The 15725-nt window shown below is 54.3% G+C and carries 15 protein-coding genes; 4 read left to right on the top strand and 11 right to left on the bottom strand.

The window, feature by feature from the left end; all coding sequences use genetic code 11:
* Positions 1–100: 100 nt before the first annotated feature.
* The 5 genes from ftsP to RDN66_RS11850 form a co-directional block, all read right to left on the bottom strand.
* A complete protein-coding gene (ftsP, locus tag RDN66_RS11870; RefSeq protein ID WP_035897532.1) occupies positions 101–1513 on the bottom strand; it encodes a cell division protein FtsP in 1413 nt (470 codons plus the stop codon).
* A 99-nt stretch (positions 1514–1612) separates the two neighbouring features.
* Positions 1613–2350 (bottom strand): 1-acylglycerol-3-phosphate O-acyltransferase, encoded by a 738-nt coding sequence (plsC, locus tag RDN66_RS11865; RefSeq protein ID WP_035897533.1) that lies wholly within the window; start codon positions 2348–2350, stop codon positions 1613–1615.
* A 180-nt stretch (positions 2351–2530) separates the two neighbouring features.
* Complete coding sequence (parC, locus tag RDN66_RS11860) at positions 2531–4789, bottom strand: DNA topoisomerase IV subunit A (protein WP_308537870.1); 2259 nt, start codon at positions 4787–4789, stop codon at positions 2531–2533.
* Positions 4790–4899: 110 nt separating this feature from the next.
* Positions 4900–5766: a GyrI-like domain-containing protein gene (locus RDN66_RS11855; protein WP_202217173.1), complete on the bottom strand. Its 867-nt coding sequence runs from the start codon at positions 5764–5766 to the stop codon at positions 4900–4902.
* Between the two features lie 74 nt (positions 5767–5840).
* Complete coding sequence (locus RDN66_RS11850; RefSeq protein ID WP_035896950.1) at positions 5841–6233, bottom strand: YgiW/YdeI family stress tolerance OB fold protein; 393 nt, start codon at positions 6231–6233, stop codon at positions 5841–5843.
* A gap of 150 nt (positions 6234–6383) precedes the next feature.
* On the opposite strand from RDN66_RS11850, the gene qseB reads away from it, so the two are divergent.
* Positions 6384–7043 (top strand): quorum sensing response regulator transcription factor QseB, encoded by a 660-nt coding sequence (qseB, locus tag RDN66_RS11845; protein WP_115073713.1) that lies wholly within the window; start codon positions 6384–6386, stop codon positions 7041–7043.
* Positions 7040–8389: a quorum sensing histidine kinase QseC gene (gene qseC, locus RDN66_RS11840; RefSeq protein ID WP_202217172.1), complete on the top strand. Its 1350-nt coding sequence runs from the start codon at positions 7040–7042 to the stop codon at positions 8387–8389. The genes qseB and qseC overlap by 4 nt, the downstream gene beginning before the upstream one ends.
* A gap of 50 nt (positions 8390–8439) precedes the next feature.
* On the opposite strand, the gene RDN66_RS11835 is transcribed toward qseC, so the two are convergent.
* From RDN66_RS11835 to RDN66_RS11825, 3 genes are read right to left on the bottom strand one after another with little or no spacing between them, the layout of a single operon-like run.
* Positions 8440–8772 (bottom strand): DUF2645 family protein, encoded by a 333-nt coding sequence (locus RDN66_RS11835; protein WP_202217171.1) that lies wholly within the window; start codon positions 8770–8772, stop codon positions 8440–8442.
* Positions 8773–8778: 6 nt separating this feature from the next.
* A complete protein-coding gene (locus RDN66_RS11830; protein ID WP_308537869.1) occupies positions 8779–9489 on the bottom strand; it encodes a hypothetical protein in 711 nt (236 codons plus the stop codon).
* A gap of 2 nt (positions 9490–9491) precedes the next feature.
* The gene (locus tag RDN66_RS11825) at positions 9492–9971 is read right to left on the bottom strand and encodes an Hcp family type VI secretion system effector (protein WP_227675131.1); all 480 of its coding nucleotides are present in this window, start codon (positions 9969–9971) and stop codon (positions 9492–9494) included.
* A gap of 234 nt (positions 9972–10205) precedes the next feature.
* On the opposite strand from RDN66_RS11825, the gene RDN66_RS11820 reads away from it, so the two are divergent.
* Together RDN66_RS11820 and RDN66_RS11815 are read left to right on the top strand one after the other, a co-directional pair.
* Positions 10206–10787 (top strand): NAD(P)H-dependent oxidoreductase, encoded by a 582-nt coding sequence (locus tag RDN66_RS11820; RefSeq protein WP_202217170.1) that lies wholly within the window; start codon positions 10206–10208, stop codon positions 10785–10787.
* Between the two features lie 30 nt (positions 10788–10817).
* Positions 10818–11132 carry a putative quinol monooxygenase gene (locus tag RDN66_RS11815; RefSeq protein WP_035896943.1) on the top strand — a complete coding sequence of 105 codons (315 nt, stop codon included), beginning with the start codon at positions 10818–10820 and terminating at the stop codon, positions 11130–11132.
* Positions 11133–11249: 117 nt separating this feature from the next.
* On the opposite strand, the gene RDN66_RS11810 is transcribed toward RDN66_RS11815, so the two are convergent.
* From RDN66_RS11810 to RDN66_RS11800, 3 genes are all read right to left on the bottom strand, one after another.
* Positions 11250–12440 (bottom strand): glycoside hydrolase family 88 protein, encoded by a 1191-nt coding sequence (locus RDN66_RS11810; protein WP_308537868.1) that lies wholly within the window; start codon positions 12438–12440, stop codon positions 11250–11252.
* 25 nt (positions 12441–12465) lie between these two features.
* Complete coding sequence (locus tag RDN66_RS11805; protein WP_308537867.1) at positions 12466–13734, bottom strand: oligosaccharide MFS transporter; 1269 nt, start codon at positions 13732–13734, stop codon at positions 12466–12468.
* Positions 13735–13831: 97 nt separating this feature from the next.
* Positions 13832–15670 carry a DUF2264 domain-containing protein gene (locus tag RDN66_RS11800; protein WP_308537866.1) on the bottom strand — a complete coding sequence of 613 codons (1839 nt, stop codon included), beginning with the start codon at positions 15668–15670 and terminating at the stop codon, positions 13832–13834.
* Positions 15671–15725: the final 55 nt, after the last annotated feature.

The following is a 15725-nucleotide window of genomic DNA, read 5'->3' as shown; positions in this document are numbered from 1 at the left end:
AAGCCCGATCGCCCTACTAATGAAGTGGGAATTTTTAACGAGGTGTGAGTCCCGGCGTCGCTGCGCTCGGCCGGGATACAAAGACGCCGGGGGTTTTTGATTACGGCGCCGGGTTCACCAGAATCTGTCCGATAGAACCACGGTCGGCAAGCTCCAGCGTCTGGCTGGCGTACTGGAACGGGAAGTGCGGCCATGACGGCTGTGAGTAATAGACCAGCAGCTCTACCTGGCCATCAATCCAGACCGTATCTTTCCAGCCGCGGTCTTCCGGCAGCGGCGTCGCGCCGTTGACGTTACGAATCTGGAACATTACCCCTTCAATATGGAACGACTGCGGCGCATCGGCGCGTACCGTCCAGCGCTCCCAGGTTCCCTGTTGCGCGGTGATATCAATACGCTGCGGGTCCCACAGCTGGCCGTTGATGCCCGGATCGTCGCCCAACAGAATGTCACGGCTGCGAATCGGCGTGCCGCTGAGCACTTCCGTTGGCAGTATGCGCATTGGTAAGTTATCGGTCACTAATGGCAGAAGCCCCGTCGGACGCAGGGTCAGCACTAGAGTTGAGATCAAAATGCTCGATGGTTCAAAGAAGCCGCGAATACGTTCCATGATGCTGGCTGACTCGCCGCAGGTGATCGAGGCTTCGTCACCGTTGGTCATATCGACCAGCACTTCGCGACGTTCGCCCGGTGCCAGGGAGATTTGCGTGGTGGAGACCGGCGCAGGCAGGAAGCCCTGATCGCTGGAAATCACATGCAGCGCACGACCATCGCTCATCCGCAGCGAGTAGCGACGAGAGTTAGAGGCGTTCAGCAGGCGCAGGCGCACCCAGCCGCGTGACACTTCCACGTACGGCCCCTGTACGCCGTTGACCAGCAACGTATCGCCAACAAAGCCACCGCTGCCCGGCTCGTCGTACACCGGCGCGCCAAAGTTATCCAGGCGCTTATCCTGAATGATGACCGGGAAGTCGTCGACGCCGTAGTGGTTAGGGAATGGTAAAGACTTACTAACCTCATCTTCCACCAGCCACATGCCTGCCAGGCCGTTATAGACCTGCTGCGCCATGTGGTTCGGCGTATTGGCCTGATACCACAGCGTTGATGCGCTCTGGCGAATCGGCAGCACCGGCGCCCAGTCGGCATTTGGCGTCATCATACGCGCCGCACCGCCAATCAGCGGCCCCGGCACCTGAAGGCCGCGCACGGTCATGGCGACGTTTTCAGTCAGACGGTTGCTGTAGATGAGTTTGACATCGTCACCCTTCCAGACGCGGATCGTCGGCCCAAGATAGCGACCGTTGACGCCCCAGACGGACGCGCGCGTGCCCTGGGTAAACGACCAGTGCGCACGTTGCAGCGTTAGGAATAGCGGTTGCCCACGGCGAGACTCCAGCAGCGGAGGCACCGGCAATGCGGGCTGCTTCCCTGCGGCTTGAGCCCTCAGCGGCACGGTGCCCGCACAAAGCGCAACGCCCGAAGCCTGAATAAACTGACGCCGACTGAGTGACATATAAGCTCCATCAAAACGAACAAATCAAACGTGGGAAATCATTTTCCCGACAGTAAAACAGCATGTGACGCGAGCGTTCACCCGCGCCATCAGCGGATATTACTTTTTACCGGCAGACTCACGCTGGGCCACTTCCTGGTCCAGCTCGTCGATTTTAGCCTTCATCACTTCACGGCAGTGCTTCGCCAGGTCACGAACCTGATCTTTACCCCACGCGCTGGTGTCGATTGGCTCCAGCATTTCCACAATCACCAGACCATTATTCCAGCGATTGAGTTTAATCTTATTGGAAGTATTCGACACACACACCGGGATAATTGGCACACCGGCGGCGATAGCCGCATGGAACGCACCGGTTTTAAACGGCAGCAGACCACGGCCACGGCTGCGGGTACCTTCCGGGAACATCCAGATGGAAATTTTGCGTTTCTTAAAGGTATCCGCCACTTCCGCAATAGTACTGTGCGCTTTCGCTTTGTTATTACGGTCGATCAGCAGGTTGCCAGTCAGCCAGTACAGCAGACCAAAGAACGGAACCCAAACCAGGCTCTTTTTGCCGACCGTTACGGTTGGCGGCTGGACGATGTTCGCCGCCGTCACCATATCGTAGTTGTTCTGGTGGTTGGCGATATAAATCGCGTTGCCATAGTTCTCCGCGTCAGCCGGTTTGCGGGTTTCAACCTTTAAACCGAACACGGGCGCCATACGGCCAAACATATGGCCAAAGGTGGCGACGTGTTTTGGGTTACGCGGACTGAACAGGCAATAGATGCAGCCAAAGATGCATACCAGGATGCAATAAATGACGACAATAATGACACGTAAAATAAATAGCATAGCGTCCTCTGAACCCTGAACCACTTAGAATGTTACCGATCAGGCGGGTGCCGACAGGATATATACCGGACAGGGCTTTGTTACTTGCAGACCCCTGCAAAGGGGTATTGTTAATCGCAACGGCTGAATTAACAACGGTTTCACGGTAATTTTTCCCCCGCCTGACGACGGGGGAGATGATTACTCTTCGCTGTCACCCGCCGAAGCGCGCCGCGGTGAATCAATCTCAATGCGATCGATTTTTTGCAGGCCACGCATCAGGGTGCCGCGACGACCGCGCTCACCCGTGACTTTTTGCAGCTCTTCCGGGCGCAGTTTGATCTTACGTTTGCCCACGTGGAAGGTCAGCGTACTCTGCGGCGGCAGCACATACAGATGCGCCAGACTATCGACGCCGCTGGCCGCTTCCGCCGCCGGGATGTTAATAATCTTGTTACCCTTACCTTTCGACAGCTGCGGCAGGTCGCTCAGCGGGAACATCAGCATACGGCCCGCCGAGGTGATAGCCAGCAGCATATCGCTCTCGTCTTCGATGACCACCGGCGGCATCACGCGAGCGTTATCCGGCAGGGAAATCAGCGCTTTACCGGCACGGTTACGCGCCACCAGGTCATTGAAGGTACACAGGAAGCCGTAACCCGCATCAGACGCCATCAGCAGCTTGGTATCGTCGCCTTCCATCAGCATGTGCTCAACGGTCGCGCCCGGCGGTAGCGTCAGCTTGCCGGTTAACGGCTCGCCCTGACCGCGCGCGGACGGCAGCGTAATCGGGTCGATGGCGTAGCTGCGACCAGTGGTATCGACAAACACCACCGGCTGGTTGCTCTTGCCTTTCACCGACGATTTCCAGCTATCGCCAGACTTATAGTTCAGCCCCTGAGCGTCGATGTCATGACCTTTCGCACTACCTACCCAGCCCATCTGCGACAGCACGATGGTGACAGGTTCAGACGGCAGCATGTCATGTTCGCTCATTGCTTTCGCTTCTTCGCGTTCATGCAGTGGGGAACGGCGATCGTCACCAAAGGCTTCGGCATCGGCCTGCAGCTCTTTCTTCAGCAGGTTGCTCATCTTGCGTTCGGATGCCAGGATCGACTGCAGATGATCGCGCTCTTTGGCTAAATCATCCTGCTCACCGCGGATCTTCATCTCTTCGAGCTTCGCCAGGTGGCGCAATTTCAGCTCGAGGATCGCTTCCGCCTGGGTTTCGCTGATGCCAAAGCGCGACATCAGCGCCGGCTTCGGCTCATCTTCGTGACGGATAATCTCGATCACTTCATCGATGTTGAGGAACGCCACCAGCAAACCTTCGAGGATATGCAGGCGTTTGAGCACTTTCTCGAGGCGGTAATTCAGACGACGACGTACGGTGTCGCGGCGGAACGCCAGCCATTCTGTGAGGATCTCCAGCAGGTTTTTCACCGCCGGGCGACCATCCAACCCGATCATGTTCAGGTTGATGCGGTAGCTCTTTTCCAGATCGGTGGTGGCGAACAGGTGGTGCATCACCGGTTCCATATCTACGCGGTTGGAGCGCGGCACGATAACCAGACGAGTCGGGTTTTCGTGGTCAGATTCGTCGCGCAGGTCATCGACCATCGGCAGCTTTTTATTGCGCATCTGCGCCGCGATCTGTTCCAGCACCTTAGCGCCGGAAACCTGATGCGGCAGTGCGGTAATCACCACCGCGCCGTCTTCTTTATTCCACACCGCTCGCATGCGCACGGAGCCACGGCCGTTCTGGTAAATTTTGCGGATTTCCGCGCGCGAGGTGATGATTTCTGCCTCGGTCGGGTAGTCCGGGCCCTGAACGATATCCAGCACCTCGTCAAGCGTGGTCTGCGGTTTTTCAATCAGGGTAATCGCGGCTTTCGCCACTTCACGCAGGTTGTGCGGCGGGATGTCCGTCGCCATACCCACGGCGATGCCGGTAGTGCCGTTCAGCAGGATGTTAGGCAGGCGCGCAGGCAGCATTTTCGGCTCCTGCATGGTGCCGTCAAAGTTTGGCACCCAATCAGCCGTGCCCTGCCCCAGCTCGCTTAACAGCAGCTCGGAATATTTCGACAGGCGGGATTCGGTATAACGCATCGCCGCGAACGATTTCGGATCGTCCGGTGCCCCCCAGTTCCCCTGGCCATCGACCAACGGGTAACGGTAAGAGAACGGCTGCGCCATCAGCACCATCGCTTCATAACAGGCGCTATCGCCGTGCGGATGGTACTTACCCAGTACGTCACCGACGGTACGGGCGGATTTTTTAAATTTCGCGGTGGCGTTCAACCCCAGCTCCGACATTGCGTAAACAATGCGGCGCTGCACCGGTTTCAGGCCATCGCCAATAAACGGCAACGCACGGTCCATGATGACGTACATGGAGTAGTTTAAGTAGGCGTTTTCCGTAAATTCATGTAGCGCAAGGCGCTCTGCCATATCGCTCATTAACAGTGGATCCTCAATCTGCATGCTGACCGTTCGGACGGCAATATTGCCGCAGATAATAACCTATCTCACGGTCTGAGTCACAAACCGTGAGATAGGTTGAGAGCGGGTTAACGAAGCGGCAAATAAATATCCGTCAGCAGCGCATGTTCCGGCACCTCATGAACAAAGTTGAGGTACTGGAAAAAGACCGGGAAGTCGCGCGGCGTCTCACCGCTGCCCGGCAGCCACTCGCGGAACAAATACCAGACGCTGTCAGACAGTGAATCCAGCGAGCCCTGATGACGCACCACCGCGCAGCGCCCGCCGGGGATTTCAGCGTTAACCACGCCAAACGCGTTCTCCGGTATCGGTGCTGCGACGCTGCCGCAGATATCAAAGCGAAACTGCTCCGGCGGCGTCGTTTGCGGGTCGTGCCAGGCAATGCCGTAGGTTTGGCTACTTTTCACCGGAGAAAACCCGGTGCTGCGTCGCCATTCAATAAAGGTTACCGCGCTGTCGTTCACCCGATCAGGATGCCCTTGATGGGTCAACATGGCGACGTTGGTATGCGGAAATTCAACGATTTTTACGTCCATTACGTTCTGCTCCTGTAATGCCAGTTTAGGTACGCGTTGGTGCCAGGCCGCCCAGTTTGGTTTTTGGCGGAACTGGCGCGGGCTTTGGCCAAACGCGGTTTTAAAGGCACGAGTGAACGACTCCGGGTTCTGAAACCCGGCATCCAGCGCAATATCGATAACCTTATCCTGCGGGTTAAACGCCAGCCGCCATGAAGCGCGGCGCAGGCGTAACCACTGGATATAGCGATACAGCGGCAGGCCGCTCCAGGCGGTAAATTGCCGATGGAAATGAAATGGCGAACTGTGCGCCATCCGGCTTAACGCCTCAAGCGAGAGAGGCTCATCCAGATGACGCTCAATGTGGTCGCAAACGCGCCGCAGGCGTTCGGAATAAGCCGCGCTTAATAAGTCACTCATCACTGCCTCCTTGCGGGACATTCTGCCCACCTGGCCGCAGTGAATCCTGACCGATCTTGCGCAGCTCTGGGGGATTACGGATTCACTTTGCGGATCTGCTTCACGTCGATTTCAACGGAGTTCCAGTCTTTATCCACTTCGCCCTGGATTTCAACCACATCCTGCGGGGTGATGGTCTGGCCGTTCCAGCGTTTGTGGTCAATATCCACGTTTACGGTGCCGCTGGCATCTTTAAAAATATACAGATCGTCAGAGACGCGCTCGATAATATTCCCACGAAGCGTGACCCAGGTGTCATCCCGCATGGTTTTGGCGTTCGCCGCGGTGGTCACGGTGCCGTTAGGGCCAACGAAGCCGCCGGCCTGCGTCGTCGTGGTAGACGGGCCGGAAAATCCGCCCTGAGTGGCAGCCAATGCCGGTGCAGAAGCCAGAGCAAGGATAGCGGCGATAGCAGCAAGTTTCTTCATGATGTGTTCTCCCTTTTGTGTTGTATGGGGACTATTACACCCGCCATTTCTTAACAACTTCTTAAGGGGAAAAAAGATTTATTTTTGCTGTACAGTAACCGCAAGGGCGCGGTTTACTTGGCATACAGAGCAGCAGGCAAGGAGCAGCAGATGCGCATTTTATTAGTGGAAGATGACAAGCTTATCGGCGACGGCATCAAAACCGGGCTCGGCAAAATGGGCTTCAGCATTGACTGGTTTACCCGCGGTGAAGAGGGCAAAATTGCGCTCTATAGCGCCCCGTACGATGCGGTGATCCTGGATCTCACCCTGCCCGGCATCGACGGGTTGGACATTCTGCGCGAGTGGCGCGAAAAATCTCGCCGCGAACCGGTGCTCATTCTTACCGCCCGCGATGCGCTGAGCCAGCGCGTAGAAGGGCTGCGCTTAGGCGCTGACGACTACCTCTGCAAACCGTTCGCGCTGATTGAAGTCGCCGCCCGACTGGAAGCGCTGATTCGCCGCGCCCACGGCCAACCGAGCAGCGTGCTGCGCCACGGCGAGGTGGAGCTTGACCCAAACCATCTGACCGCCACGTTTAAAAACGAGCCGCTGATACTGAAGCCGAAAGAGTTTGCCCTGCTGGAGCTGCTGCTGCGCAACGCCGGGCGAGTACTGCCGCGTAAGCTCATCGAAGAGAAGCTTTACAGCTGGGATGAAGAGGTCACCAGCAACGCCATTGAAGTACACGTCCACCATCTGCGCCGCAAGCTCGGCAGCCCGTTTATTCGTACCGTCCACGGTATCGGCTACACGTTGGGTGACCAATGAACCTATTCCGCCGCCTGAGTCTGCGCGTTCGCCTGACGCTGCTGTTTATGCTGCTCTCCGCCGTGGCCTGGTGTTTTGCCAGCGTCATCGCCTGGAAGCAAACCACCGATAAGCTGGACAAGCTGTTTGATACCCAGCAAATGCTGTTTGCCAAACGCATCAGCGCGATGGATTTCGCCGACCTGCCGACGTCCCGCCAGTGGATTCGCGCGCCTAAGAAGGTTAAACACGGGCATCTTGATGAAGACGCGCTGGCGTTCGCCATCTATACCGTCGACGGCAAAATGGTGCTGCACGACGGCGAGAACGGACCGTTCATTCCCTATCACTACCGCCGGGAAGGCTTTGACGACGGTCACTTGAGCAACGATGACGATAGCTGGCGATTTCTGTGGCTGACTACCGCCGATAAAAAATACCGGATCGTAGTCGGCCAGGAGTGGGACTACCGTCAGGAGATGGCGCTGGACATCATCACCGGCCAGCTAACGCCGTGGCTGGTTGCCCTACCGGTGACCTTTTTACTGCTGATTCTGTTGATTAGCCGCGAGCTAGCGCCGCTCAAAAAATTAACCCGCACCCTGCGCCAGCGCCACCCAGACTCCGGCGAGCCGCTGGATACCCAGGGCGTGCCGAACGAAGTGCGCCCAATGCTGGATGCGCTGAATCTACTGTTCCGCAAAACCCACGATATGATGACTCGCGAGCGGCGCTTCACCTCCGATGCCGCCCATGAACTGCGCAGCCCGCTCACCGCATTGCGGGTGCAGGCCGAAGTAGCACAGCTGTCGCAGGACGATCCGCAAAGCCAGCAAAAAGCGCTGATGCAGCTGCACGCGGGTATCGACCGCGCCACTCGCCTGGTCGAGCAACTGTTGACGCTTTCCCGCCTTGATTCGTTAGAACAACTCGCCGATGTGCAGACGGTGAATCTTGGCGATCTGCTGCAATCCTCGGTAATGGATATCTATCACGCCGCGCAAAAGGCGGGCATTGAAATTCGCCTGCACCTGAACGCGCGGCAGGTTACCCGCACCGCCCAGCCGCTGCTGATGAGCCTGCTGGTGCGTAATCTGCTGGATAACGCCGTGCGCTACAGCCCGTCGGGTAGCGTCGTTGACGTCACGCTGGACAGCCACGGCTTCAGCGTTCGCGATAACGGGCCAGGCATTCAGCCGGATGCGCTGGCACGCATCGGCGAGCGCTTCTATCGCCCGCCGGGGCAGGATGAAACCGGCAGCGGACTTGGTCTGTCGATTGTTCAGCGGATTGCGACGCTGCATGGGATGGCGGCGACGTTTGCTAACGCGGTTAAAGGTGGGTTTGAAGCCTCAGTAAAATGGTAGCTGGCGCGGATAAAGGAGATATCAGAATACCCTCTATCCGCACAGAGAGTTTATATACAAAATATATTGCGCCCCCAAAAAACCCACCAACCCGCGCAAAGACAGGCCAATACAGCAAAAAAATTCAGCCAGACCCCAAACCAATTCCTCGTATACAGTTTTCGGAGAAGAATAATAACAAGCGGTGTAAGTATGATAAAAGCCGAAAAACAGGCTTGGAGGATACGATCATATCCTGATGTTTTTGGAATGCTACAAACGGTATCGCCGGGTGCCATCATCCAGCTATATTTATTAAATGCAAAGAATGTATTCATTAGCCAATAAGCCAGGATGATATATATGAATACTTCAAATATGGATATTAACCGTTCTTTTGACATATATGGCTACTCTTTAAGCAATATTCTAATGTGTGGTCTTATTTCTAGCAGTCTCATTCCATAAGATATAAAACTATAATCATCTGTACCTTTCTGCGGTACATTTTTTATTAACTGAAGAAAATCGCCCAATTTCCGCTGGACACCTCGATTATATCGAATACCCGTCATTATGTACTGTTCATCAGTCATATAGAGCGATGCTGAGTCGGGATAGTCATACAAAAAAAGATCTCGTAAATAAGTTGCAGATACCTGAAGGTTAAAATCATCTTCCATTAGGCAAGTTGCTAACTCTAACTGATCCCGGGTTGTCAACTCTGCGGGATCAAGGCCCAACGTAACGGCTGCCACTCGTATCTGTACAGCAACAGAGCCAAATGAGGTGGCCTCCTTCGGTTTTCCTAACCATGGGAACATCCTTTTAGCCTCAAAAAACTGGAATTTAAAATTTTCTGGCATTCCTCCTGACTCAATCCAGGCCACACCACCAAGTAAGTCAGGCCGAATACCGGCTACATTTGCATAATGAATGATTTTATCCCTATTATACTGCACATATGCGTCCTTGTAGGCATTCAAATAAAATCCCCCTGAACGTCCTTTTACGTCATTTCGCCCCAACTTCCAAAACAGAACATCAATTTCATCCCACTTACGAAATTTAGCTTCAGAGACAGAACAGAAACGGTTTCTTATCACCATGTTGTTTTTCATCGTTAGAAAATCCGCTCATTCCAAAAACTGTATGATTCCGTACCCGCTGATAAATGTTTCCAGGTAATATTCTCATAGTTCAGAATAACAACCTCTTCGGGTTGATTACCGGCATGATTAAGTACATGAGGGTAACACGATGATATGTTAGATAAGTGAGCCTTTTGTAACTCAACCGTATAAAATCTTTCAATACCACCATTCCGAATTGTTCTATAAAAGTTGAATACGACAGATAATGCTTCATTTGCTGAAATTGCAGAATTTAACAAAGGAGATGACTTATCGATGGGTTTGTAGAACTTCACCGGATGGTGAGTAACATTACGCTCTCGGCTTATGGAATGATCGAATTGCAGAACAAAAATCTCATCTACATGGTTTATTTGATACTTATTACCAATAGAATCAGAAGTTCCACAACCTGCTGAAATTAGACCTTGTTTTTCACCTGTAATCGATGCATATATTATATTTGCCATGATTAACCTCATGAATTATCAGTTTTGAATAGCTTATCCCGTCTCAGCAATTAAAAAGGGTTCAAGCCTGTCATTTACTCATAATTCAGAAATTATTTACCCCATTCGTGTAATGGCTTAAACGCTCAAACCATTATTGCTAATTCAGCAAAAGACTTTGCACATTTTGCACATTTAATCGTTACAGCAAGGCGAGTATCATGCCCCTCAAAAGCCAACTTTTGAGGATTCATCATGGGCAACATCCTGATTATCAACGGTGCGAAGAAATTCGGCCATTCTAACGGCCAACTGAACGACACCATGACTGAAGTCGCGGAGACCTTCCTGCGCGACCTCGGGCATGATGTTAAAGTGGTTCGCGCCGACAGCGATTATGACGTAAAAGCCGAAGTCCAAAACTTCCTGTGGGCCGACACCGTTATCTGGCAGATGCCGGGCTGGTGGATGGGCGCGCCATGGACCGTTAAAAAATATATCGATGACGTGTTCACCGAAGGCCACGGTTCTCTGTACGCCAGCGATGGCCGTACCCGCTCCGACGCCAGCAAAAAATATGGTTCCGGCGGTCTGATCCAGGGCAAAACCTATATGCTGTCCCTGACCTGGAACGCCCCAATGGAAGCATTTACCGATAAAGAGCAGTTCTTCCACGGCGTGGGCGTTGACGGCGTTTACCTGCCGTTCCACAAAGCCAACCAGTTCCTGGGAATGGAAGCACTGCCGACCTTTATCGCCAACGACGTGATTAAAATGCCTGACATTCCACGTTACGTTGCAGAATACCGCGAGCATCTTGCGAAGATTTTTGGTTAACTGGTAACCTGGAATTAGAAGGAGTTAATCATGTTGACAGTTATTGCTGAAATCCGTACTCGTCCGGGCCAACATCATCGTCAGGCGGTACTGGAACAGTTCACCAAAATTATCCCAACCGTACTGAAAGAAGACGGCTGCCACGGCTACGCGCCGATGGTGGACCACGCCGCAGGCGTGAGCTTCCAGACCACAGCACCAGATTCCATCGTGATGGTTGAAGTGTGGGAAAGCGTAGCGCACCTTGAAGCGCACCTGCAGACGCCGCACATGAAAGCCTGGAGCGAAGCAGTGAAAGGCGACGTGTTGGATACGACGATTCGTATTCTGGAAGCGGGCGTTTAATCCTCCGAGTGTCGTAGTAGGCCGGATAAGACGGAACGTCGCCATCCGGCATTCGCGCAGCACCATGCCTGATGGCGCTGCGCTTATCAGGCCTACCGTTCCGTAGGCCTGTTTTATCTACCAGTAGAGCTTCCAACTCTGCGTCATGCGCACCAGCGCTTCCACATAGAAATAATCCCCCCAGCTACAGCACTCATCCACACCTTTATCGCTGGCGAAGTGATACACCGAGTGTTTCAGCACGCCGGTACCCGGCTCGTCCATGCCCATCAAATAATGTTTCGACAGCGACGACATAATGCCCATCGCCCACTGCTGATAGCGCTCGCGATCCGGATCGGTGGTCGGCAGATGCTTCACCAGTTCCAGCAAGCCGCACACCGCAATCGCCGCCGAGGATGAATCCCGCAGCGCGTCGGTGCCCACCAACGCCAGATCCCAGTGGCATACGTGGTCTTCCGGCAGGCGATTGAGGAAGTAGTTCGCCAGCTTTTTCGACAGGCTAATCAGTTCTTTATCGCCGGTATAGAGGAAGCTCAGCATGAAACCGTAAATGCCCCACGCCTGACCGCGCGACCAGCAGGAATCATCCGCATAGCCCTGCTGCGTTTTGCCAAAGCGCGGCGCGCCGGTCTGCACGTCCATATAGTAGGTGTGGTAAGTCGAGGCATCTTCACGCACCAGATACTTCGCCGACTGGCGCACGTGGGCACGTGCGGCATCGGCGAATCTTGGATCGCCGGTTTGTTCAGTGGCCCAGTAGAGCAGCGGCAGGTTCATGGTGCAGTCGATAATCATGCGCCCCGCCTGCTCCGGGTCAGTCAGTACGCCCCAGGCCTGGATAATTTCCGCTTTACGATGGAAGCGCTCCAGCAGCGCTTCCGCTGCCTGCAAAGAGAAGCCGCGCGCATCGCGATTGCCGGTCAAGCGCCACGCTGACACGCAGGAAAGCGTGTACAGGAAGCCCAGGTCATGCGTGTTGGTGTCGCAGCGGCCCGCAATACGCAGGCCGAACGAGCGCACGTGTTTTTCCGCCAACGCCCGGTATTTCTCTTCACCGGTCATCTCCCAGGCCAGCCACAGCTGCCCGGTCCAGAAGCTGGTCGTCCACTCGACATTTTCGGTGAGCGGATAATAGCCGTCCACGCAGGCTTCACCCGGGAATTTATCACCGAAATCCGTTAAATGACGGCTAATCAGCTTAAGGACGTGGCTACGCGCCGAGCACAGCTCATCGTTAAACGTCTGAAGATTAACGGGTGCACCCGGAAATTCGCGCAGGGTTTCCTCAACGATAGGGTTTAACATATTCGGTTCCTTCATTCAGTAAGGCTTATTTAGAAATACCATTTTCAGCGACATCAAGTGCAGGCTGGCGATGATTCTGACGTTTACAGGCGGATAAAGTGAATGCGGACACCAGCGTAAAGAACAGCGCAATTCCGCCCATGATAATATAAGTCTTTTCAAATCCGATGTGGTCGTATAATAAACCTGCCGGGGAAGAGACCACCACGTTGCCAATATACAACATGGCCTGATAACCCAATAAATACATGGTGGCATTGACGCGTTTATCGAAATGCTCGGCAATATATTTAAAGACCGATACCAGCAGCAGACAAATTTCCAGGCCGTACAGCGGTTTAATAACCGAAATCAACAGATGTGAGTCGCACAGGCCGGAAATCACCAGGCGAGCACCAACGAGCGCCCCTACAATGATCAGGCCGCGTTTTGCGCCAATATAGTTAACGAACATCGGCATAAAGATGTACATCACGAACTCGGTGCCGGACTGCACGGTCCCCAGTAGACCGAAGATAGTGTTACCTTCGTGCACATCGCTAAAGAAGGTGACGAAGTAGCGTGAGAACTGCTGCTCAGCTACAAACATCATCCACGCTACGCCTGCCACATACAGGCAGAAAGCCCAGAACTTGCCGCTTTTCAGCAGATCGAACACGTCTTTCAGGACAATCTTATCCTTAGAGATAACCGCGCTGGCGTTGCTGGTTTCAGTATCCACTTTCAGGCTAATCAACACCGCCAGCATGACCAGCGATGCCACGCTGCCGAGAATAAAGTTGTAGGCCGGGGAGATATTAAACAGCAGGCCGGAGAACGACGACGCCACCGCCCAGCCGAGCGAGCCCCACATACGAATCTGACCAAACTCCATGCTATTCAGACGGCTGTAGCGATCGGCATAGGATTCACAGGCCGCCACGCCGGCATACCACGCGAAGCTCAGATAAATAGCACCAACAATAATCCCCACGGTGGTGTAGGAGAGCAACAGCGGCTGGTAGACATAAATAAAGAATGGCGCCATCAGGGCGGACATTACCACCACAAAATAGAGCAGATATTTACTCATCCCTATTTTATCGAGGATGTAACCGTAAATCGGTTTAAGAATAACGGAGAATATGCCGTTTACGGCAAACACGGTACCAATTACCGCACCGCTGAGTTCTGCTTTTTGTCCAAGCCAGATGGCAAATAAACCAATACTGGCTGACCAGGTAAAGAAATATAAAAAGATAAATGAACTTATTTTGTAATATTCCAGCCTGTTTGTTGACGATAGTTTTTCCATACGGTCCTCGACAAGACGATGTAGGGGTACAAACTCTGCATCATGGTGATACAGAGTTTGTCAGGAGGTATTCCGGTTTAATGTTTTATCCGGGTATTTAAAAATTCAGCGTTGTTATTTTTCCACTGACGTTATCCGTCACGTTCAGCGTATTATTTTCAATATGCAGCGTTGGCAATGCTGGCAACAGCATATTGCGGTTACCGCTTGCCACCACGGCGCAGCATAGCCAGTGTTCACCGGGTGCTATCTCACCCGTTAACGTTGGGATCGCCGCGCACTCGGCAAACATCACGCTGCTGTTCGGCGGGGTAATGACGCTATCGGCAACGCGAACGGGTTGAGGCGAGAGATCCACCACCGCACTCACGCCGTTGGCCGCGTTCACCAGGCTCTGATGCACGGTTAGCTCCGCCTCGGCTTTCATCACCGCAAATCCCCCTTCTACCGTCTGTAGGCGACGCGCCGAATTCACGCGGTGAACGCGAACGTGCCAATCGCCGCATGGGATAAGCCAGGTATCCACCTGCACGTCGTGCCACGGCAGCCAGCGTGAGTAAATCGCGCCATCCAGCATCTCAACGCTCTCGCATTCGCGGCGACCGCGCCAGTAGTTGTCGTTATCCGACAGCAGCAGCATCGAGTCACAGGCCGCGTGCTTAATACCGTAACGTCCCCGCTCGATGGTGAAGCCAAAGCGCGTGGAGTAGGCAAATTTGGTGTACTTGGCCTCGGTGTTGACGTAGTTGTTCAGCTCAAGCTGACCGGAAGTGAGCATCACCACATGCTGCGAGTTGTCGCTGTGCTGCAAAATTTGCTGGGCGGGTACAATCGCATGCACCGGTGCCAGACTCGGCAGCGGCAGCTCTTTCGCCTGCCAGAAAGCGTGGGTTTCCGGCAGCGCCATGATCAGGAATACCTTCAGCGCCCAGTACGGCGAGCCCGGCGAGTTGTAGTCCTCGCACATCGCCAGATTCGGGTAGGCAAAGCCCAGCGTCAGGATGCCATCGCGGTCAAAAATCGGCTGTTCAAGCCACCAGCGCAGGTGACGCAAGATAATGCCTTTCACCACGCCCGGTGGGAACACGTCGAGCCCGGCGAAGGCCACGCCGCTCCAGAAAGCGACCATCGCAAAGCGGTAGGTCAGGCTGCGGCCAAACGGTACAGATGCTCCGTCGGCAGCGGAAAGATAGATAAAATCTTTGGCAAACAGGCAGGCGCGTTCACGCAGCGTCGCGGCGCGCGCTGGGTCATCCTCCGCGTTCAGCGTGGCATAAATCAGGCCGTAAAAGTGGAACGCCATCGAGATGTAGTAATCCTTCGGACGCCCCGGACCATCGGAGTACCAGCCTCCGCCCAGATAGTAGGCTTCCATCATCGTAAAGCGGCGGTCGATAGCGGCCTGGTCATACGGCAGTCCGGCACGCTTAAAACCCAGCTGCACGATAATCGCGAAGTAGTTCCAGTTGCTGTCCGGCATCTGGGCATCGGTGATTTGGTTCAACCAACGGTGCAGGTTTTCAAGCTCGGCGGCGCTAAAGTGACAAGTCAACTTGTCCTGCAACAGCGCCAGACCGAGTCCGTAGGCCGCCATCTCAACCAGACGCTGGTCGTACGGCCCGGTTTCGCCCCAGTAGGACGGGCTTTGCGGGTCGGTACCCAATTTAATCGCCGTGAGGTACTTATCGCTAAACGGCAGCGTTTCGCCCCCAGCCAGCAGCGGGAACAGGCCCCAAAGCGCTCTCGATAAGCCCTCCATTTCCGCGATATCCGTGCTGTAGTGCGCGCAGGTTTTCCCCAGCGAGAACTGTGCAACGTTGGCGGGAAACTGTTTATCGAGAGCGCTCAGCATCGCCGTTAGCGTATCCGCTACGTCCTGTCGTGATGACAATATTTTTGATATTTCCGCCACTGTCCTGACCCCTAATTTAACCATCCTCGAAAGTGGCTAAAGCATAGAGAATCGGGGTAGCGTAGAAATGTTAACCCGG

It is taken from the genome of uncultured Kluyvera sp., from assembly GCF_902485085.1.
In the GTDB taxonomy this organism is placed as follows: domain Bacteria; phylum Pseudomonadota; class Gammaproteobacteria; order Enterobacterales; family Enterobacteriaceae; genus Kluyvera; species Kluyvera ascorbata.
This window is presented reverse-complemented; position numbering and strand designations above follow the sequence as displayed.